The sequence below is a fragment of the Type-F symbiont of Plautia stali genome (assembly GCF_059731105.1).
Genome location: NZ_AP035909.1, coordinates 2,406,084 through 2,424,948, shown reverse-complemented (window position 1 = coordinate 2,424,948; position 18,865 = coordinate 2,406,084). Strand labels below are relative to the sequence as shown.

Below are 18,865 nucleotides of genomic sequence, written 5' to 3'. Positions count from 1 at the left end.
CACCCCCTCTTTATCACGGCAACGATGGGCCGAGTATAGGAGCGGGCAGCCGGGTGAATATGACAAATATGAATGGCCGCTGACATTTTCCGTTTATCTGGCGTTGCTTAACTGACGGCTATCCACAGTCCGCAGGAGCGAGGCGATGACAGCCACACCGATACTGGAAATGCGCGGCATTACCCGGCGCTTCGGCAACTTTTACGCCCTGAAGGGGGTGGATCTCACGGTCTGGCCCGGCGAGGTTCATGCGCTGATGGGGGAGAACGGCGCGGGTAAAAGCACCCTGATGAAGATTCTGGCCGGGGCCTACAGCGCCAGCGGCGGAGAGATTCTGATCGAAGGCAAACCGCGGGCGCTGAAAGGGCCGAAAGCGGCGCTGGCCGCCGGGATCACCCTGATTTACCAGGAGATTAACCTGGCCCCCAACCTGACGGTGGCGGAAAACATTTTTCTCGGCAGCGAAATCGCCCCCGGCGGGCTGGTGAAGCGGCGGCAGATGGCGGAGGAGGCGCAGCGGGTGATTGACCGGCTCGGCGCGCAGTTCAGTGCCTGGGATGTGGTCAGCCGCCTCAGCATTGCCGAGCAGCAGCAGGTGGAGATCGCCCGGGCGCTGCAGCGTAACAGCCGCATTCTCGTGATGGATGAGCCGACCGCCGCGCTCTCGAACCGCGAAACCGAACAGCTGTTCGCGCTGATCAAACGGCTGCGCAGCGAGGGGATGGCGATTATCTACATCAGCCACCGCATGGCGGAGGTGTATGAACTGTCGGATCGCGTCAGCGTGCTGCGCGACGGCGAGTATGTCGGCAGCCTGACGCGCGATCAACTCAACGCCAGTGAACTGGTGCGGATGATGGTCGGACGGCCGCTCAGCGATCTCTTTAATAAAGACCGGTCGATTCCGCTGGGTGATATCCGGCTGGCGGTGAATCACCTGACCGACGGCGGCAAAGTGCACCCCAGCAGCCTGGCGGTGCGCGCCGGTGAGATTGTGGCGCTGGCGGGGCTGGTCGGCGCAGGCCGCAGCGAGCTGGCGCAGCTGATTTTCGGCGTTCACAAGCCGAAGGAGGGCGAGATCTGGATCGATGGCGAGAAGGTCACCATCCTCTCACCGCGCGATGCGATTGCGCGCGGCATCGGTTTCCTCACCGAGAACCGCAAAGAGCAGGGGCTGTTTCTGGAGATGGCGGCACAGGAGAACATCGTGATGGCGACGCTGGAGCGGGATGCCAGTTACGGCATGCTCAACCGCCGCAAAGGGCAGACCATCGCCAGCGAGGCGATTGCCTCCCTGAATATCCGCGTGCCGCATGCGCAGGTCCGGGCGGGCGGCCTCTCCGGGGGGAATCAGCAGAAGCTGCTGATCTCACGCTGGGTGGCGATTGGCCCGCGCATCCTGATCCTGGATGAACCGACGCGCGGCGTCGATGTCGGGGCCAAAAGCGAGATCTACCGCATGATGCAGGAGATGGCGCGGCAGGGCGTGGCGATTCTGATGATCTCCAGCGAACTGCCGGAAGTGGTCGGGATGAGCGACCGCGTTTACGTGATGCACGAAGGCACCATCGTCGGTGAACTGGAGGGCAGCCACATCAGTCAGGAAAATATTATGACGCTGGCAACCGGTGCGCACAGCGCAGCAGCAGGCGGAATCTGAGGAGATCACCATGACACAACTGGCCCGCACCCCCGCGCCCACGCTGAAACGCGCCCTGATGGGCGATCTGCTGCAGACGGTGGGGATCCTGCCGATTCTGATCCTCATCGTGGCGGTTTTTGGCTTCGTTACCCCCAACTTCTTTACCGAAGCGAACCTGCTGAACATTACCCGTCAGGCGTCGATCAATATCGTGCTGGCGGCGGGGATGACCTTTGTCATTCTCACCGGCGGCATCGACCTGTCGGTGGGGTCGATGCTCGGCACCACGGCGGTAGTGGCGCTGGTGGCCTCGCTCGACCCGATGCTCGCCTCCATGACCATTCCGATGGCGCTGGGCGCGGGTCTGGTAATGGGGCTGTTCAACGGCGTGCTGGTCGCCTGGGCCGGACTGCCGCCCTTTATCGTCACCCTCGGCACCTATACCGCCCTGCGCGGTGCGGCCTATCTGCTGGCGGACGGCACCACGGTCATCAACTCCGACATCAATTTTGAGTGGATTGGCAACGGCTACCTCGGCCCGGTGCCTTGGCTGATTGTGATTGCCTTCGCGGTGATCGCCCTCTGCTGGTTTATCCTGCGGCGCACCACGCTGGGCGTCCATATCTACGCGGTCGGCGGCAACATTCAGGCGGCACGACTCACCGGCATCAAGGTGGGCGGGGTGCTGCTGTTTGTCTACGGCATGAGCGGCCTGCTCTCGGGGCTGGGCGGTCTGATGAGCGCCTCCCGTCTCTACAGCGCCAACGGCAACCTCGGCGTCGGCTATGAGCTGGATGCGATTGCCGCGGTGATCCTGGGCGGCACCAGCTTCGTCGGGGGCATCGGCACCATTACCGGCACCCTGATTGGCGCGCTGATTATCGCCACGCTCAACAACGGTATGACGCTGATGGGCGTCTCCTACTTCTGGCAGCTGGTGATCAAGGGCGCGGTGATCATTATCGCCGTCCTGATCGACAAATACCGTACCCGTCATCATGTGAGTTAAGGCTGAAAGGCGGAGGCGCAATGTCGCCGCCGCCTCTGTAAAAACGCCATTAAGCGGTTGGCACTCTGATAACAGCAGGAGAAGGTCTATGCGTTTTAATCCGATTGTAACCGGGCTGCTGGCGGCAACGCTGTTCAGCGCCGGGCTGGCTCAGGCAAAAGAACTCAAATCCATCGGCGTCACGGTCGGCGATCTGGCTAACCCCTTCTTCGTGCAGGTCACCAAAGGGGCGGAGATGAAGGCGCGTGAGCTGGCGGGGGACAAGGTCAACGTGACGCTGGTCTCCAGCGGCTACGATCTCGGCCAGCAGGTGGGGCAGATCGATAACTTTATTGCGGCCAAAGTGGACATGATTATCCTGAATGCCGCCGACTCGAAAGGCATTGCCCCGGCGGTGAAGCGGGCGCGTGATGCCGGTATCGTGGTGGTGGCGGTCGACGTGGCGGCCGATGGGGCGAATGCGACCATTACCTCCGATAACACCCAGGCGGGCGCGATGGCCTGCAAATATATCTCTGACCGGCTGAAAGCGAAAGGCAACGTGGTGATCATCAACGGCCCGCCGGTGTCTGCGGTGCAGAACCGTGTTGAAGGCTGCATGAACGAACTGAAAACCCATCCCGACATCAAGCTGCTCTCTTACAACCAGAATGCCAAAGGCAGTCGCGAAGGGGGACTGGAGGTGATGACCGGTCTGCTCTCCGCTAACCCCAAAATCGATGCGGTGTTTGCCATTAACGATCCCACCGCCATCGGCGCGGATTTAGCCGCGAAACAGGCGCAGCGCAGTGAGTTCTTTATCGTCGGCGTCGATGGATCGCCGGATGGTGAAGAGGCGCTGAAGCGCAAAAATTCCCTGTTTGTCGCAACCCCGGCGCAGGACCCGCAGGTGATGGCGGCGAAGGCGGTGGAGATTGGCTACGACATTCTGCAGGGCAAACCGGCACCCGAAAAGCCGGTGCTGATCCCGGTGAAGCTGATCGATCGTGACAACATCGGCAGCTATCAGGGCTGGACGGTGAAATAAGGCGCAGGGCGGCATCTCCGGGTGCCGCTTCAGACTGCATCTGCCAGCTACGCATAACTTTATCGCGCAGGGAACACGGGCAGAGGAGGAAAGCGTCCCGCGCCAGGGACGGCGCGGGCCGAGTGGCCAGGGATGGTTTAAACGACTTTCCGATCTGACCGTGTTTCCTGCGCAGGCTCTGTCCTGCAGCTAACCGGGGCAGACTTTGTCAGCACCCTCAGGAGGCCACCATGCAACGTTCAGAGGTCAATCACTACCTGCAGCAGACACGCGAATTTTTCCGCCAGCAGGATGTGCATCTGCCGCCGTGGGCCGATTTCGGGTCAGGTCAGTGGCGGGCGCAGTCACCTGACGCGATGGCGGAGATTCTGGCACTGCGGCTGGGCTGGGATCTCACCAGTTTTGGCGCGGACGACTTTCTGCAGACCGGGCTGACGCTGTTTACGCTGCGCAACGGTTCACCCGGCGGACAGCCGTGGCACAAACCCTATGCGGAGAAGATCCTGCACGTACGCGACGGGCAGCTGACGCCGATGCACTATCATCCGCGCAAGATGGAAGACATCATCAATCGCGGTGGCGGGAATCTGATTGTCGAACTGCATAACCGCGACGGCGCGGCACTGGCTGACTCGCCGGTCACGGTATCGCTGGATGGTCTGCGCCAGACCCACGCTGCGGGTTCGCAGCTGCGGCTCTCACCGGGTGAGAGCGTGACGCTCGAGGCGGGCCTGTGGCACAGCTTCTGGGGCGAACCGGGTTTTGGCGACGTGCTGGTGGGCGAGGTGTCGATGCCCAATGATGACGAAAACGACAACGTGTTCCTGACGCCACTGGCCCGCTTCAATCCGCTTGAGGAGGATGAAGCGCCGCGCTGGCTGCTCTGTAATGACTACGCCCGCGGCTTTGTCTGACCCTCCCGGAGGCTGATCATCGCTGCGCGTGGTCGCCGAAAGCGGGCTGCCTCATCGTTCTTATGTTGCGCGCGGGCGGTTCACCAGACAGCCGAGCGTACTCGCGCGTAAACTGCGTCAGACTTTCATCGCCCACATCCGCCGCCACGGCGGCGACATTGCCGGGACGTTGCGCGACTCAGGCGATCTGGCTGGTGCGCGGGGCGGTTTCAGGTTTCATTACGTCAGCCGAAAAGACATAGCCCAGCCCGCGAATGGTGCGGATCAGATCGGGCTGATGCGGGTTGATTTCGATTTTGCGGCGCAGGCGCATGATCAGCACGTCGATGGTGCGGTCAAACACATCCAGACTTTCGCTGTGGGTCAGCTCCAGCAGTTGATCGCGGGTCAGCACCTTGCGGGCGTGACGCACCAGCGCCCGCAGCAGGCTGAACTCGCCCTGGGTCAGCGGCACCAGCTCGCGCTGCGGATTGAACAGCTGGCAGCGACTGTCGTCCAGCTGCCAGCCGCCGAATCGCCAGCCCGCCGGTTCCGGTTCGCTCTGGACAGGACGAGCGCCGCGCCGCAGGGCTGCCCGGGTGCGCGCCACTACCACGCGCGGATTAAAAGGTTTGGCAATGTAATCATCGGCACCCATCTCCAGGCCGACCACCATCTCCGCTTCGGAACCCATACCGGTCAGCATGATCACCAGCACCTCGGGGCGCTGACGCTGCAACTGCTGCAGCACCAGCAGTCCGTTGGTGTCGGGCAGCATCATATCGAGCATCACCAGCGTGATTTCCGGGTGCGTGCTGAGCATCAGCAGCGCCTCTTTTCCCTGATGACAGCAGTAGACCTTTAACTGATGTTCACCTAACGCATCCTGCAGGACGTCGCAGACAGCAGGATCATCATCCACCACCAAAATCGCTGGCTTCATGGCGCGGCCTCAATGTTACGAAAGAGTTAATTCAGGAGTCTACACAGGCCAGAAAAGTGCGCTGAGGCAGCGTGCTGAAACGTGACACGCCTCGCCCGTGAGTGTGCGGAAGCGTGCGCTGGCGCAGAGTTTTGCGGGGGTGGCACAGGGAGGCAGGAAAACGATTGCGCATCATCGGTGCATTGCACCATAATCGCGCCTCGTTTTGGTTCGGAATTCTCTGAGGCGCATCCGGCTCTGCCAGGTAATCGATTGCGTCGGTAAGTGGCATGGCAATTGCTTTGGGCAGTGGGTCAGTCAGGGATTTCAGACGATTCCGGCAGGTCAGTATGCAGCGGCCGGTATCCGCGTCCCGAAAACAGAATAATCAGCATGCAACCCCCTTTGGCAAGCGAGACCCACACCGGTGCGGTCTCCTGTATCGAGAGATGATGATGTTAGAAAAACTATTCAAACTCAAAGCGCATAACACGACGGTTCGTACCGAGATTATCGCCGGGATCACCACCTTCCTGGCGATGGCCTATATTCTGTTTGTTAACCCGAGCATCCTGGGCGCGACCGGCATGGATAAGGGCGCGGTATTTGTCGCGACCTGTCTGGCGGCGGCGATTGGCTGTGCGCTGATGGGGCTGATCGCTAACTACCCGATTGCACTGGCACCGGGCATGGGACTGAACGCCTTCTTCACCTACACCGTCGTACTGCACATGGGCTACACCTGGCAGATTGCGCTGGGTGCGGTGTTTCTCTCAGCAGTGATTTTCTTTGCGATGTCGCTGTTTAAAATCCGTGAGTGGATTATTGCCAGTATTCCGCTGCCGCTGCGCGCGGGGATTGGTGCCGGTATTGGCCTGTTTCTGGCGATCATTGCGCTGGAAGGCGCAGGCATTGTGGTCGATAACCCGGCGACGCTGGTGGGCATTGGCGATCTGACAAAACCGGGTCCGCTGCTGGCGATGCTTGGCTTTGTGGTGATTGTGGTGCTGGAAGCGCGTCGCGTAACCGGTGCCGTGCTGATCGGTATTCTGCTGGTAACCTTTATCTCTATGGGCATCGGCCTGTCGCCGTTTGCCGGGGTCTTCTCTGCACCACCATCGATCGCACCGACCTTTATGCAGCTGGATATCGCTGGCGCGTTTAACGTCGGCCTGGTCAGCGTGATTTTTGCCTTCCTGTTTGTGGATGTGTTTGATAACACCGGCACCCTGCTGGGCGTTACCAAGCGCGCCGGTCTGGCGGATGAGCAGGGTAACGTGCCGAAGATGGGCCGTGCGCTGATTGCTGACAGTGCGGCTGCGCTGTTTGGTTCACTGCTGGGCACCTCAACCACCACCAGCTATGTGGAGTCGGCGGCGGGCGTGAGTGCGGGTGGCCGCACGGGGCTGACGGCGATCGTGGTCGCCGTGCTGTTCCTGCTGGCGCTCTTCTTCTCGCCGCTGGCCTCCAGCGTGCCGGTCTATGCCACCGCGCCCGCGCTGCTGTTTGTGGCCGTGCTGATGACATCCAGTCTGGCGGATATTGACTGGAAAGATATCACGACTGCTGCCCCGGTGACGGTTACCGCGCTGACCATGCCGCTGACCTATTCCATTGCCAACGGTATCGCTTTTGGATTTATTACCTGGACGCTGGTGAAACTGCTGAGCGGTCGCGCCAGAGAGGTCAATGCCGCGCTGATTATCCTGTCGATTCTGTTTGTGATTAAGCTGGGCTGGCTGAGCGCCTGATGGTAGCCTGGCGGCCGGGGACGTTTCACCTGGCGGTGGGCTGGCTCTGAGAGGGGTTCGCCTGTCGGGCGGTGGGCTGGCTCTGAGCAGGTTTCGCCCGCCAGGCGTGAGGGAGTTTCAGTTCGCCCGTGCAGGCGGACGCGTCAAGGGGCGGACGCCCGCCCCTTAACAATCCCGGCGTCCGGCAGCCTCCGCGCCCCGCGTTGCGGGGTGCCTTCGTCACACCCTGCGGCCAACGGACCGTCCGGACTCGCCATCCCTGGCTCGTGCCGTCCTCTCGCCGACGTCCTGTCGGCTCATCCTGGCCTCCGGTTGCTCCTCAGCGCACCGGATGCCTCTCCCACACCCCCGCCTTTGAAATCTTCGTTTCTCCTGAATGGAGCGTTGTCTGCTGGCCTGAAGGCTAAGGCAGTTTCATTAACTCACCGCGATAAGAGAGCCAGATAAACTGAAGGGATAACAGCGGGGAGGGAGGCCGTCTGAACCGCTGAGCGGATGAGGGATTTCAGGACGAGCGACAGGGATGTCGCGAAGAGGCAGGGTCGCGCCAGGGATGGCGCGTCCTGCCGGTCCGTGAGAAATCCGGAAGAAGCGAAGGGACCGCGAAGCGGCGGTGAGGCAGGCCGGAGCGCGGGGTCAAGGGGGCGCGGCGACTGGCGCCCCCTTGTCGGTCGCCTGCAGAGGCGAAGCTGAAACTGCCGGACTTATCCGGCGAACGAAACCTGCTCAGACTCAACCCGCGCAGCGAACCCAGTAGCCCAGGCGACCAGCCGAACGAAATCTTCTGAGACTCCGCCCGCGCAGCAAGCGCCCTCAAGCCCCGTTCGTGCAGCGAACACCCCCCGGCAGCAACACTCTTACCGGAAAGGCGGCTCATTAAACGTCCGCAGCTTCCGCGAATGCAGCTTGTCACCCTCGGCGCGCAGCAGTTCTACCGCGTGGATACCAATCTGCAGATGCTCCGAAATCGCGCCTTCATAGAAACGGTTGGCCTGACCCGGCAGCTTGATTTCACCGTGCAGCGGCTTATCGGAGACGCACAGCAGCGTGCCGTAAGGCACCCGGAACCGGTATCCCTGTGCGGCAATGGTGGCGCTCTCCATATCGACCGCCACCGCGCGGCTCAGGTTAAAACGCAGCGCCGACGCAGAGTAACGCAGCTCCCAGTTGCGGTCATCCGTGGTCACCACGGTGCCGGTACGCAGCCGCTGTTTGACCTCTTCACCCGGCATATTGCTCACCGCTTTGGTGGCGTCATACAGCGCACGCTGCACCTCGGCGATGCTCGGCACCGGGATGTCAGGCGGCAGTACGCTGTCGAGCACGTGGTCGTCGCGCAGATAGGCGTGAGCCAGCACATAGTCGCCAATCCGCTGACTTTCGCGCAGACCGCCGCAGTGACCAATCATCAGCCAGGCGTGCGGGCGCATGACCGCCAGATGATCGCAGATTGTCTTGGCATTCGACGGGCCAACGCCGATGTTTATCAGCGTAATGCCGCGACGGTTGGGTGAGGTGAGATGCCAGGCGGGCATCTGGTGCTTCTTCCACGCGAGATCGGAGAGCATCGCCTCGCTGTCGGCCGTGTCGGCCGTCAGCACCACGTCCCCGGCGCAGGCCAGGCTGTCGTAGGGTGTCTCCGGGTCGCGCACCTGCTCGATCGCCCAGCGGACAAACTCATCAACATAACGGGTGTAGTTGGTGAACAGCACAAACGGCTGGAAATGTTCAACGCTGGTGCCGGTGTAGTGGCGCAGACGGGCCAGCGAGAAATCGGTGCGCAGCGCGTCGAAGTGGGAGAGCGGAAACTGAGCGTCGGCGTGGAACAGCCCGTCGGTGGTCTCATCCCCGATCTGCGACAGCTCGGTGGTCGGGAAGTGGCGTGCGATTCCGGCGCTCATGGTGCGATCCAGTGAGAGATCGGAGCCGTCAATCACGTAAGGATAGGGGATCTCCTGGCGGGAAGGCACCACGTCAATCTCCAGCTCATACTCCTTCTCCAGCATCGCCAGCTGTTCCGCAATGTAGTGGCGCAGCAACGCCGGGCGGGTAATGGTGGTGCTGTAACTGCCGGTATGCGTAAAGCGTCCCCAGGCGCGCGTGCGATTCTGCTGCGGGCCGTCACCGCGCCAGGTGATGCGCAGCTCCGGGTAAACAAACAGTCCCTGCTCCCGGGCGTCGGCATCGGGCAGCGTGCCGTTTTCGGTAAAGGTTTTAATCGCCGCACGCAGTGCATCGACCGCGCCACTGTAAAGGCGTTCAAGTTCATCCAGCGCCTGCTGGCTGGTCAGGTTTTTCCGTAATGTCGGCATGGTTTCTCCTTCCATTTTTTTCCGCAGTTTGCCCCAAGCTTAGCGGGTTTGTTGCAGAGATTGGTGAAGAATGTGTGATCGCCTTTTTTTTGCGCGAACCCGGCGGATAATCTGAACAGCGTGGCCGGATGCGCCCGTCAGCGGCGCTGAAAGCCCATAAGAAAATCTTCACGATCCAGGCCGGGGTTTTGTTTACGCTGCCCGCATTATAAAGGCGAAAAGAGGGCAGAATGGGTACCCGCTCGCGCGCGCTGTGCGTTCGTAACGTCGGGGAAATAAACAGGATTGCTACAGCGGGCAGGGCGACGGGGCAGAAAATACCGTGACAGCCCGAAAAAGTTTGTAACGATGATTAATTTGTCCCGGAAAGACTTTGCATATTTCTCTGCCCACTATCATCATTAGAACTCCTGTCCAGTCTCTTCTGATTTGGTAATCCTTTGCAAAATCCCGGCGTAGCAGTGATGCAGGCGATCAGGCGCACGGCGTGGTACCCGAAACGTCGCGCTTATCGCACGCTCTACTGGCGTGAAATATCGCCATTAGCAGTGCCTATCTTTTTCGAGAACGCCTGTGTGCTGTTGATGGGCGTACTGAGCACCTTCCTGGTCAGCTGGCTGGGCAAAGAGGCGATGGCGGGCGTGGGCCTCGCCGACAGCTTCAACATGGTGATCATCTCGTTCTTTGCCGCCATCGATCTCGGCACCACGGTGGTGGTGGCGTTCAGCCTGGCTAAACGCAACGGCAAGCGCGCCCGCGCCGCCACGCGTCAGTCGCTGGCCATGATGACGATACTCGCCTTCGTACTGGTGCTCGCCATCGAGTTCTGGGGGCATCTGATTATTGATGCGATTGCGGGATCGGCCGAACCCAAAGTCAAAGCGCTGGCGCTGAGCTACCTCCAGACCTCCGCCTGGAGCTATCCGGCTGCCGCCATCACCCTGATTGGCAGCGGGGCGCTGCGCGGCGCAGGCAACACCAAAATCCCGATGCTGATTAACGGCGGCATGAATATCCTTAACATCATCATCAGTAGTGTGCTGATCTACGGCTGCTTCTCCTGGGACGGTTTAGGGTTTATCGGTGCCGGACTGGGGCTGACCATTACCCGTTATATCGGGGCAATCGCCGTGATTTACGTGCTGATGATCGGCTTTAACGCCTCCCTGAAAATCACCCTGTCGAGCTATTTCCGGCGCTGGAACAGCAGCATCCTGATGGAAGTTTTAGGTATCGGCGTGCCTGCCAGCATCGAGTCGGTGCTGTTCAACGGCGGTAAACTGCTGACCCAGGTCTTTGTCGCCGGGATGGGCACCAGCGAGATTGCCGGTAATTTTATTGCCTTCTCGGTGGCGTCGCTGATCAACCTGCCGGGCAATGCGCTGGGGTCCGCATCGACCATTATTACCGGCAGCCGGCTGGGTAAAAATCAGGTGTTTCAGGCGGAGCGCCAGGTGCGGCATGTTTTCTGGCTGGCGACGATCTGTCTGAGCGCGATAGCGCTGATGACGGTGCCGCTGGCCGGATTGCTGGCGCGCTTTTACACCAGCGATCCCGAGGTGATAAACGTGACGAAACACCTGCTCTGGCTCAACGCCCTGTTCATGCCGCTCTGGGCCGCCTCCTGGGTGTTGCCCGCCGGACTCAAAGGCGCACGCGATGCGCGCTACACCATGTACGTGTCGATGTTCAGTATGTGGGGTGCGCGCGTGGTTGCGGGCTATCTGCTCGGCATTGAAGTGGGCATGGGCGTCACCGGCGTCTGGCTGGGGATGTTCCTTGACTGGACGGTGCGCGGCGTCTTCTTCTGGTGGCGACTCAACAGCGGCAAGTGGCTCGATCGCTATCGTCAGATGCTCGCCAGAATCGGTTAGCGGCCTGCTCACGCCTTCTCCGCTGCGGGGAGGCGTGGCGCATTCCGATGTAAAACACCCCAGCCGTCACATCTCCAGACTTTTACGCTACCGTTCAGGCAGTTGCACAATGCGCGACGCGCCCGGCCTGGCTATCGTCATTCGGATGCCCGGACCCGATAATCAGAAAGGTGATTCTATGAACCGTTTTAAAACGGCGCTGGCGCTTCTGCCGCTCCTCTGTAGCCCGTCAGTATGGGCAACGACCTTTGTTTATGTTTCGAATGCGGAGTCGGGCACCGTCTCCCGCTATACGCTTAATGAGGCCACTGGCAGCCTGCACTGGCGCGGCGAGACCCCCGCCGGGGGAAAGATTATGCCGCTGGCGGCCAGCCCGGATGGCCAGCACCTCTATGGCGCACTGCGCAGCCCGCCTTACGCCATCGTCAGCTGGCGCGTGACCCGTCCGCATGGCGATCTGCAGAGAATGGCGGTGACACTGGTCGCGGCCAGTTTTCCGTGGATCACCACCGACCGGCGCGGTCACTTTCTGCTGGCGGCCTCCTATGACAGCGATATCGTCACCAGCAACCGGATCGATAACCAGGGAAGAGTGACGGAGCAGGTCACGGGGAAGGTGAAGACCGGGCCGCACGCCCATTCGGTGATCACCGACGTCAGCAATCACGCCCTGTACGTCGGCAACCTGGGGACCGATCGGGTGCTGCAGTATGCCTTCAGTGACGATGGCGTCATCACCCCGCTGGGTAAAGGGTTCGTTCAGGGCGAGAAAAACAGCGGGGCGCGGCATTCGGTGATCTCACCGGATAATCGCTTCGTCTATAACCTCGCGGAGATGAGCGGCACCGTCACCCAGTTCTGGCGGGCGGCGGATGGCTCCCTGACGGCGTTGAAACGCTGGCCGAATGCGGTGGCGAAGCGCTATAACCTGCAGCACGGCGAGCAGCGCCCGGCGGGCTACAGCGATCCCACGCCACGTATCTGGGCGGCAGACATTCACATCACGCCGGACGGGCACTTTATCTATGTGACCGAGCGGACATCCAGCACCGTCAGCGGCTACCGGGTCGATAAAGCGTCTGGTGAGTTAACGCTGATCGGCAGCTGGCCGGTGGAAAAACAGCCGCGCAGTATCGCGATTGATGCACAGGGAAAATGGCTGATCGTCAGTGGAGAGAAAAGCGCAGTGATAAGCAGCTACGCCATCGATCCCGCCAGCGGCGAGCTGAAACGGGTGTCAGAAGCTCCCGCCGGTAAAGGGGCTAACTGGGTTACGCTCATCGCGCAGTAAAGCGGCGCCATCCGGTTGGTGGCTGGCCGGGCAGGGCGCGTTATGCCAGTTCCGGCATAAGCAGTGCAGAAATTTTTGGTTCAGATCCGGCGGATAAGCAGGTTTACTCAGGGCATCAACTGATGCGGAGAGTCTGAGATGAAACAGAAACAGAAAGCCTGGTTTGAACAGCTGCTGAGCGGCCCTGCGGCGGATGATGCCGGGCGCGATATTAACGTCGAACTGCTGCTGCCGCTGAGCCAGCTCTATGGGCTGGAGTATTACCCGGCGGTGCATCGCTACCATGAAAAATAGCGGTTGTTCTCTTCCCGGTTAAAGGCCCGCTTACTGAGCGGGCCTTTTTGCATTTTATAAGCGGCAATGACTTCCGCCCGCAACCCTGAGCGAGACAACATTTAATTCCCGCTCAATCCTCAGCGCTGTTACTTAAATCAGACATCCTGCGTCGATATTCCTTCACAACCGCATCGGATTACATTCACATCGTTAACACTCGCAAAAACACCCTTTGTAAATAATGCCCGTTCCGCCGTAGCGGATGGCACCATCACGGTGCTTTAGTCAGGAGCAGACGCAGAATGTCGCAGCTGGCGGGCAACAACACATCTGCAGGGGCAGCTGGTGCGGCAGGTGGCAAGCTTATGGCCCGCGCTATCCTCAGCACGATGTATCCTGGCAAGCAGGCCAGCGACCTGACGCAGGATGAGAAGCAGGTAGTCAGCTCGCTCAGCCAGCTGGCAGCACAACTATCGGCAGGAGTGACGTCCGGTTCTATAGAGGGCGAGGTTCAGGGGGCGGTTGCTGGAAAGAATGCGATTGAGAATAATGCGCTGGGAGCAATGGCTGGCTCGGATCTTGGGTTCTGGCTGGGTAAAACATCGGACTGTGATACGGCATGTAAGGCCGGTATAGCCAAAGGTGTTGCAGAGGGGAATCTTATTGTCTCTGCTGGCGTAGGTACAGCAGGCGGAGGAGCAATGATTGTTGCTGCTACTCCAGAAATAGCCGCTCTTGCTAAAACTGCTTTGGAGGGATGTAAAACCGCCCCAACAATTTGTCTGAATAATGCCGGTTTACAGGTTGCTGAAGCTGTTACGCCGGGAGGTATAGGTGCTGCTGGCGCTATAGGTGTTGGGAAGACAGCGGTAGAAGCCACGGCGGCGAAAGTGGAAACTGTGGCGGCTAATGCGGAGAAGAATACTGGGGAAAGTACATTTAATAATGTTTCCGAAAATGTTGCCTTTAGTTCAAAACAACTGGATAAAAAGTTTAAGCATGTAGGTGATTTTGGTGTGGTTACAACCAAGAAAAATAGTGAAACCATTGCTCAATATCAGACAGCTATTAAATCTCATTTAGATAATAAAACAACATATGAACATGGTACTTATTTGTTGGTTCCTGATTCAAAAGTGTTTTACAATCCTCAGACAAACAATGTTGTAGTGATTGATAAATCTGATAGTTTTGTCAGTGGATGGAAACTGGATCCTGCAACGAAGCAATATGAAAACTTCATTAAAAATGGAACGTTAAGATGAGTCTTGAACTTAAAGGTTACATTGAAAGTTTTATATCAGGAAAAATAGCAGCAAGCGAATTTGCAGATAATTACATGTGTAAATGGAAGCAGGAAAGAGATGGTAATTTACTTGGAAATGATGAGGGTAAGTTAAGTGAGTTATTATCCAGTGCTTTTTGCGCAGCTGATATGTATAACCCTGATGAAGACCGTGAAGAATATGAATTTAACGATGTAGAGTTACTAAATGAAGTTAATAAACTTGTATTAGTCTACGAAAAGGAATGAGAGATCCAGGATTTACGCCGGCATCTTTTAACTGTCACTCAGCCAGCGGACTTATTATCAGTTGCCCGTGTTCAACTGTGACTGTCACTGGCACACCGGTCATAAACCCCGCCTCTTCCAGCCAGTTCACCTTCAGGTTAAGGCTGGGGCAGCGACTGTAATAGGTAGTTATGTCGTTCCGGTCTAGGTGAGGGATGCTGGTATATCCCATCTACAGCCGCCGTAACGCCTTGGAAATACTCACTTCTGGCTTAGTATCTTGCGCAGCCATGATCAACTCTCAGATAGTTGGTGATGGTTAGCGGTGTTTATCTGCTGGGCGGCAGAGCGAGCATCCACTACGCGTCGGAGATGACAAGGCCGGTACTGGAGAGCTGGCAGCGGTATCTGTACCTGTACTGCAAGGAGAGGTTGAAGCTGTTCTCGAGCTGGACACAGCGGACGGCGCTCTAGCCACTTCAGGTTTGGTTCCGCTGGATGACGCGACAGAGTCTGATACTGGCAAATCCGGCGGCAGACCCGGAGCTGCCCCGGCTGAAGAAGCATCTGCCGCGCACCATCCTGAGCTTGGAGCAGGTAGAAGAGATACTCAGCCTGTGCAACCTGACGACGCTTCAGGGCGTCCGTGACCGTGCGCTGAGGGAGCTGCTGTGGTCAACGGGTAATGACAGCTGTGGCGGGGGTGAAAAAGTTGACCGGGTGCAGGCGCAGCGCCATGCCGGGGCGGTAGCGTGTGCGGGGGAAAAGGGCGTGTCAGGGCAAAAAGTTATCGCAGCTGAAACGTGACAGGAAAAAGCGGCTGTAAGTGGGGGAAAGCACAGGGAAAAGGTGGTTCGTCGCCAGACTGCGTGCCGGTTAATACACTAATGAATTTGGTGATAAGGCTGGAGCTTCAATCGGTATTGACTTCGGTCCCTATTTCCCAGGATTGTTGGGAGACTTAAGTCGTGATTATTCAACTAGCGTAGGTTTTGGTCCCGGTTCTGTAGGAAGCTCTGGCGGAAAAGATGGTATTGGTATTTCCTTTTCTATTGGGCCAGGCATTGATTTTACAGGTTCTGCCAATGGCTCTCATGCCGAAAAAGTAGATCTGAACGGTGACTCCACTAAGGGAAAGATATCACTATGATTTCAAATGATTTAGTTTCAAATGTATCATCTTTTATGTTGTTGTTTTTTTTAATTTTATGGGGCGGTTGTTTTTTTATTTTTGTTTATAGGTATCTTGGTGGGCCTAAGGTAGGTAAAGATTCCTTACTTTATTTTAATTATATTTTTTTAAACGGGATGCTTTATCAAACTACGCATTGGTTTTTCTTGTTCTTGGATATATTGCAGCAGCGATAGCTGAATATCGAAGAGAGGCTAATAATCTATTTTTAATATCTAATCTTTGCGGCGGGATTTCATTTCTTCTCTTTGCAATATATGGGAAGTTTTTTCACCAAAGATTAACTGATGATGAGAAACCATTTTATTTTATTAAGGTTTTTTTGACAAAAGCAGACCTATCCTTCGGCTCGATTTTTCTTTGGCTATCGAGAATAGCGTATGTAACATGGCTCATTGTTTTTATTGGCAACTAAAAATTGTTGAGCATAATGCACGGAGAAAAGATGATGATGAGTTGCAGAATGAATTTGGTGAAAACTGGATTCGTGGATGAAAGAGAGAATATACAGGCAGAGGGGCATGGTTATTATAAATAAATCAGATTCTGCTAAGCATATTCAGGATGCACTGGCAGCAGGTAAGACTACATCTTTAATCATTAAAATGGATGGAGAAAATAAAGAATGAATGATTCCGTTGAAAAACTGCTGTCAATTTGTAGTAACCCTCTTTCACCACTGGAAGGGGTTAAAGATTGCTCGAAGTTTTTTAGCTCCCCATTATCCTGTGAACTCAATACTCTGCTAGATAGAAAAAACGGATGCTATGGATTTGAGTCAGCTTTACACGTTTTTCCCTATCAAACAACCCATGAGGAAATCGGTTTAGCAGACTGGAATAACAAAAATCTCTGGATTTCTTCTTATGAAGATATGGCGATTGGTGCACTATATTTTGCTGAGGATATTTTTGGTGGCCAATTTTGTTTGAAGAGTGATGGTGTTTATTTCTTCGAGCCTGAAACTGCAGAATTCAAGAAATTGACTAATACCATAAATGAATGGTGCGAGATAGTATTATCTGATTATCAAGTCATTACTGGGTACACACTGGCTCATTCATGGCAAAAAATAAATGGCCCTATACCATCAGGACATCGTTTGGCTCCGAAAACTCCATTCGTTGCTGGAGGTTTATACGAGCTTGATAATCTTCATATTTGCAAGTCACTTAAGTTGATGAAAGCCGCAACTAATATCGCATTACAAATAAGAGACACTCCGGATGATAGTAGTGTACAACTAGTTGTAATAAATTAAATGTTATGTATTTCAACCTGAAGGACTTTTAAATTACAATTTACTTGCTGAGTTTCTCTCAAATCTGGAAAGCTGATTGTCGGAGTGCTGTTCAGGATTCGGACTACCATCATGACAGGGCTTGTCGCCAGCATCATATCCTTTTGGCTGGCGAGACAGCATTTGAAAAGGTATTGAAACAGCTAAGAATATAGAGAATATGACTTTATTTGAAGAGTGTCAAAAGGCACTTAGTGCCGATTTCGAAATTTTTGAAGGACAGGATGAGAAAAAAGCTCTTGAAATTCTTAATAGCTACCCTTTTGTAAAAGGAATTTTTTTGTGGGAAGAAATTGAATTTGTGGATTATGAAAGCATTGATGATTTATTAAATCTAACTACCATGAAAAATACAGAAATATACGTTCTTGTTGATGATTCCAGCATTCCGGTTTTCAGGACAAACTTGAGTCTGATAGCTAAAAATATTTATGACGTTATAGCTTTATCACCAAGGTTATTTATTTTTAATGATGAAATTATACTACAACCTTTATTTCCAACAGAAACCTTCCGTTTGGGAATAAGATCCAGATGAAATATAATCTGAAAAATAAACCTCAGACGGTTGGCTGGGGCTGATTTTTCAGTCAGTTACTTTTAAGTCGCCAGCTGGATGAGCAACTGCCCCAGCCTGGTGATCACTTCGATCTTCTGCCCGGTCGTAAAATCCAGCGTCTCCAGCCAGCGGCTGTTGAAGGTGAGCAGTGCCAGTGGGTTAGACTGGCCCTCATCAGGCCGGTATCCTGCACCCGGCCCGCGCCTGAATGGGCGTCAGTGGATTAACACAGGGCAAAGGGTTCTGGCTCACTGAAGTAGCAGGTATAACTGATGCTTATGCAGGGGCTGAGTTGCAAGGAAAAGAGGCACTTCCAATTGTTGCTGGGGCTGCTTTTGGTACGGGGGTTGATGCTGCAGGAGGCAGAGCAGTAGAGGTAGGGAATAAATATCTACCTTTAATTTCAGAAAAAGCAGCTGGTTTGGCTGGCGCTGTAATTGGTTCCGGAGCTTCAGAGGTCGCTGGCTCTGAACTTCAAAAACAGTTGGAGAATAAATAATGAAAAACATTATCCTAGTCATAAGGCTAATCTTTTTTTCTTTCTTATAACCACAATAACTCTATTTTTTGTTAGGTTAGGTGTGGCATCTTTTTTTATGATAAAAAATGGAGTCTTTGTTTATGAATGGCGAGAAAATATATTCGATTCGATACAAAGAGGTGCGGTTATTGGTTTGGTTTTAGGTGTTGGTATTATGTTTTTATCGAGATTAAAATGAAAGTAAGTTGAGAATAACTCTCTCGCCGATATCGCGCAGGCGCAGTCTGAAGGTAAAACGCTTGAGCAGAAAGCCGGTAAGCAGGTTGAAGCCGAAAATGAGCGCTATGAGAAGGCCAATTGCGGCGGCATGAGCGCCGAAACCTGCTCGGTGAAGATGTATCAAGAGCGGCGTGAAGCGCTGAAAGATATGGCGTCAGCGAGTGCAGAGTTTGGCAGCGACTTTAGATGTTGGCAGGTTGCAGGCTGATTATGCTAACCGTACCAGTGAGTTGCTGGAAAAAGCCCGAGCTGATGGTGGTCTGAGTCCGGCAGAACAGAACGAGCTTTCCATCCTTCAGGTAACGACGCTCCAGCTTGAGGCGGACAGAAATGCAGCGATTCATAATGCGTTGATGTCCGGTGATTCGGAAGAGGCGAAGCAGCTTGCGATAAACTCGCTGACTCAGGCGGTTTGAACAAGTGCAGCGGGATTAGCGGCAGGGGCTGGGAAGGCTGGGAAGGCTGGGAATCATTCATCTGGAATCAAAGATAATAGATTACCAATTCCTGAAGTAACAGTTGCAAAAAATGGATTTAAAATTGA

General features: G+C 55.7%; 18 protein-coding genes and 2 pseudogenes. 16 read left to right on the top strand and 4 right to left on the bottom strand.

The window, feature by feature from the left end; all coding sequences use genetic code 11:
* Positions 1 to 145 precede the first annotated feature (145 nt).
* The 4 genes from AC6I7A_RS11525 to AC6I7A_RS11510 all read left to right on the top strand — a co-directional run bounded on the left by AC6I7A_RS11525 (position 146) and on the right by AC6I7A_RS11510 (position 4,592).
* Positions 146 to 1,660, top strand: coding sequence for a sugar ABC transporter ATP-binding protein (locus tag AC6I7A_RS11525; RefSeq protein ID WP_058957660.1), 1,515 nt, complete (start codon positions 146 to 148; stop codon positions 1,658 to 1,660).
* A gap of 10 nt (positions 1,661 to 1,670) precedes the next feature.
* A complete protein-coding gene (locus AC6I7A_RS11520) occupies positions 1,671 to 2,651 on the top strand; it encodes an ABC transporter permease subunit (RefSeq protein WP_009089493.1) in 981 nt (326 codons plus the stop codon).
* Positions 2,652 to 2,739: 88 nt separating this feature from the next.
* Positions 2,740 to 3,678 carry an ABC transporter substrate-binding protein gene (locus AC6I7A_RS11515; protein WP_058957661.1) on the top strand — a complete coding sequence of 313 codons (939 nt, stop codon included), beginning with the start codon at positions 2,740 to 2,742 and terminating at the stop codon, positions 3,676 to 3,678.
* A 230-nt stretch (positions 3,679 to 3,908) separates the two neighbouring features.
* On the top strand, positions 3,909 to 4,592 hold the full coding sequence (locus AC6I7A_RS11510) for a D-lyxose/D-mannose isomerase (RefSeq protein ID WP_058957662.1): 684 nt from the start codon (positions 3,909 to 3,911) through the stop codon (positions 4,590 to 4,592).
* A gap of 178 nt (positions 4,593 to 4,770) precedes the next feature.
* On the opposite strand, the gene AC6I7A_RS11505 is transcribed toward AC6I7A_RS11510, so the two are convergent.
* The gene (locus AC6I7A_RS11505; protein WP_058957663.1) at positions 4,771 to 5,514 is read right to left on the bottom strand and encodes a response regulator; all 744 of its coding nucleotides are present in this window, start codon (positions 5,512 to 5,514) and stop codon (positions 4,771 to 4,773) included.
* A gap of 431 nt (positions 5,515 to 5,945) precedes the next feature.
* On the opposite strand from AC6I7A_RS11505, the gene AC6I7A_RS11500 reads away from it, so the two are divergent.
* Complete coding sequence (locus tag AC6I7A_RS11500; RefSeq protein ID WP_219854812.1) at positions 5,946 to 7,244, top strand: NCS2 family permease; 1,299 nt, start codon at positions 5,946 to 5,948, stop codon at positions 7,242 to 7,244.
* An 857-nt stretch (positions 7,245 to 8,101) separates the two neighbouring features.
* On the opposite strand, the gene AC6I7A_RS11495 is transcribed toward AC6I7A_RS11500, so the two are convergent.
* Positions 8,102 to 9,556 (bottom strand): AMP nucleosidase, encoded by a 1,455-nt coding sequence (locus AC6I7A_RS11495; RefSeq protein ID WP_046102104.1) that lies wholly within the window; start codon positions 9,554 to 9,556, stop codon positions 8,102 to 8,104.
* A gap of 464 nt (positions 9,557 to 10,020) precedes the next feature.
* Here AC6I7A_RS11495 and AC6I7A_RS11490 point away from each other — a divergent pair, with 464 nt between their 5' ends.
* The 5 genes from AC6I7A_RS11490 to AC6I7A_RS11470 all read left to right on the top strand — a co-directional run bounded on the left by AC6I7A_RS11490 (position 10,021) and on the right by AC6I7A_RS11470 (position 14,531).
* Positions 10,021 to 11,430 carry an EmmdR/YeeO family multidrug/toxin efflux MATE transporter gene (locus AC6I7A_RS11490; RefSeq protein ID WP_058957664.1) on the top strand — a complete coding sequence of 470 codons (1,410 nt, stop codon included), beginning with the start codon at positions 10,021 to 10,023 and terminating at the stop codon, positions 11,428 to 11,430.
* 178 nt (positions 11,431 to 11,608) lie between these two features.
* Positions 11,609 to 12,721: a lactonase family protein gene (locus tag AC6I7A_RS11485; protein WP_058957689.1), complete on the top strand. Its 1,113-nt coding sequence runs from the start codon at positions 11,609 to 11,611 to the stop codon at positions 12,719 to 12,721.
* A gap of 138 nt (positions 12,722 to 12,859) precedes the next feature.
* The gene (locus AC6I7A_RS11480) at positions 12,860 to 13,015 is read left to right on the top strand and encodes a hypothetical protein (RefSeq protein WP_195910811.1); all 156 of its coding nucleotides are present in this window, start codon (positions 12,860 to 12,862) and stop codon (positions 13,013 to 13,015) included.
* Between the two features lie 284 nt (positions 13,016 to 13,299).
* Complete coding sequence (locus AC6I7A_RS11475; RefSeq protein ID WP_082668196.1) at positions 13,300 to 14,262, top strand: colicin D domain-containing protein; 963 nt, start codon at positions 13,300 to 13,302, stop codon at positions 14,260 to 14,262.
* Positions 14,259 to 14,531 (top strand): colicin immunity domain-containing protein, encoded by a 273-nt coding sequence (locus AC6I7A_RS11470; RefSeq protein ID WP_058957665.1) that lies wholly within the window; start codon positions 14,259 to 14,261, stop codon positions 14,529 to 14,531. Before AC6I7A_RS11475 ends, AC6I7A_RS11470 begins: the two co-directional genes overlap by 4 nt.
* Before the next feature lie 34 nt (positions 14,532 to 14,565).
* Here AC6I7A_RS11470 and AC6I7A_RS11465 read toward each other — a convergent pair whose 3' ends face one another.
* Positions 14,566 to 14,742: a SymE family type I addiction module toxin gene (locus AC6I7A_RS11465; protein ID WP_230200872.1), complete on the bottom strand. Its 177-nt coding sequence runs from the start codon at positions 14,740 to 14,742 to the stop codon at positions 14,566 to 14,568.
* Between the two features lie 96 nt (positions 14,743 to 14,838).
* Between AC6I7A_RS11465 and AC6I7A_RS11460 the strand changes: the two are divergent.
* From AC6I7A_RS11460 to AC6I7A_RS11445, 4 genes and pseudogenes are all read left to right on the top strand, one after another.
* Positions 14,839 to 15,194: pseudogene (locus AC6I7A_RS11460) on the top strand (site-specific tyrosine recombinase XerC); the annotation flags it as partial.
* A gap of 232 nt (positions 15,195 to 15,426) precedes the next feature.
* The gene (locus AC6I7A_RS11455) at positions 15,427 to 15,660 is read left to right on the top strand and encodes a polymorphic toxin type 25 domain-containing protein (protein ID WP_153009210.1); all 234 of its coding nucleotides are present in this window, start codon (positions 15,427 to 15,429) and stop codon (positions 15,658 to 15,660) included.
* Between the two features lie 667 nt (positions 15,661 to 16,327).
* Complete coding sequence (locus tag AC6I7A_RS11450; protein ID WP_072215497.1) at positions 16,328 to 16,963, top strand: SMI1/KNR4 family protein; 636 nt, start codon at positions 16,328 to 16,330, stop codon at positions 16,961 to 16,963.
* Positions 16,964 to 17,162: 199 nt separating this feature from the next.
* Positions 17,163 to 17,540: a CDI toxin immunity protein gene (locus AC6I7A_RS11445; RefSeq protein ID WP_058957667.1), complete on the top strand. Its 378-nt coding sequence runs from the start codon at positions 17,163 to 17,165 to the stop codon at positions 17,538 to 17,540.
* Between the two features lie 62 nt (positions 17,541 to 17,602).
* Here AC6I7A_RS11445 and AC6I7A_RS11440 read toward each other — a convergent pair.
* Positions 17,603 to 17,737, bottom strand: a pseudogene (locus AC6I7A_RS11440) (SymE family type I addiction module toxin); the annotation flags it as partial.
* Between the two features lie 32 nt (positions 17,738 to 17,769).
* Between AC6I7A_RS11440 and AC6I7A_RS11435 the strand changes: the two are divergent.
* A complete protein-coding gene (locus AC6I7A_RS11435; protein WP_072215498.1) occupies positions 17,770 to 18,060 on the top strand; it encodes a hypothetical protein in 291 nt (96 codons plus the stop codon).
* Positions 18,061 to 18,482: 422 nt separating this feature from the next.
* Complete coding sequence (locus tag AC6I7A_RS11430; protein ID WP_058957668.1) at positions 18,483 to 18,737, top strand: hypothetical protein; 255 nt, start codon at positions 18,483 to 18,485, stop codon at positions 18,735 to 18,737.
* Positions 18,738 to 18,865 lie beyond the last annotated feature (128 nt).

Bases quoted from the DNA above. Each gene is read 5' to 3' on its own strand.
- AC6I7A_RS11450 (WP_072215497.1), top strand. From the start codon at position 16,328: ATGAATGATTCCGTTGAAAAACTGCTGTCAATTTGTAGTAACCCTCTT.
- AC6I7A_RS11445 (WP_058957667.1), top strand. From the start codon at position 17,163: ATGACTTTATTTGAAGAGTGTCAAAAGGCACTTAGTGCCGATTTCGAA.
- AC6I7A_RS11480 (WP_195910811.1), top strand. From the start codon at position 12,860: ATGAAACAGAAACAGAAAGCCTGGTTTGAACAGCTGCTGAGCGGCCCT.
- AC6I7A_RS11500 (WP_219854812.1), top strand. From the start codon at position 5,946: ATGATGTTAGAAAAACTATTCAAACTCAAAGCGCATAACACGACGGTT.
- AC6I7A_RS11495 (WP_046102104.1), bottom strand. From the start codon at position 9,556: ATGCCGACATTACGGAAAAACCTGACCAGCCAGCAGGCGCTGGATGAA.
- AC6I7A_RS11510 (WP_058957662.1), top strand. From the start codon at position 3,909: ATGCAACGTTCAGAGGTCAATCACTACCTGCAGCAGACACGCGAATTT.
- AC6I7A_RS11515 (WP_058957661.1), top strand. From the start codon at position 2,740: ATGCGTTTTAATCCGATTGTAACCGGGCTGCTGGCGGCAACGCTGTTC.
- AC6I7A_RS11485 (WP_058957689.1), top strand. From the start codon at position 11,609: ATGAACCGTTTTAAAACGGCGCTGGCGCTTCTGCCGCTCCTCTGTAGC.
- AC6I7A_RS11505 (WP_058957663.1), bottom strand. From the start codon at position 5,514: ATGAAGCCAGCGATTTTGGTGGTGGATGATGATCCTGCTGTCTGCGAC.
- AC6I7A_RS11435 (WP_072215498.1), top strand. From the start codon at position 17,770: ATGGGCGTCAGTGGATTAACACAGGGCAAAGGGTTCTGGCTCACTGAA.
- AC6I7A_RS11470 (WP_058957665.1), top strand. From the start codon at position 14,259: ATGAGTCTTGAACTTAAAGGTTACATTGAAAGTTTTATATCAGGAAAA.
- AC6I7A_RS11490 (WP_058957664.1), top strand. From the start codon at position 10,021: ATGCAGGCGATCAGGCGCACGGCGTGGTACCCGAAACGTCGCGCTTAT.
- AC6I7A_RS11475 (WP_082668196.1), top strand. From the start codon at position 13,300: ATGTCGCAGCTGGCGGGCAACAACACATCTGCAGGGGCAGCTGGTGCG.
- AC6I7A_RS11465 (WP_230200872.1), bottom strand. From the start codon at position 14,742: ATGGGATATACCAGCATCCCTCACCTAGACCGGAACGACATAACTACC.
- AC6I7A_RS11525 (WP_058957660.1), top strand. From the start codon at position 146: ATGACAGCCACACCGATACTGGAAATGCGCGGCATTACCCGGCGCTTC.
- AC6I7A_RS11520 (WP_009089493.1), top strand. From the start codon at position 1,671: ATGACACAACTGGCCCGCACCCCCGCGCCCACGCTGAAACGCGCCCTG.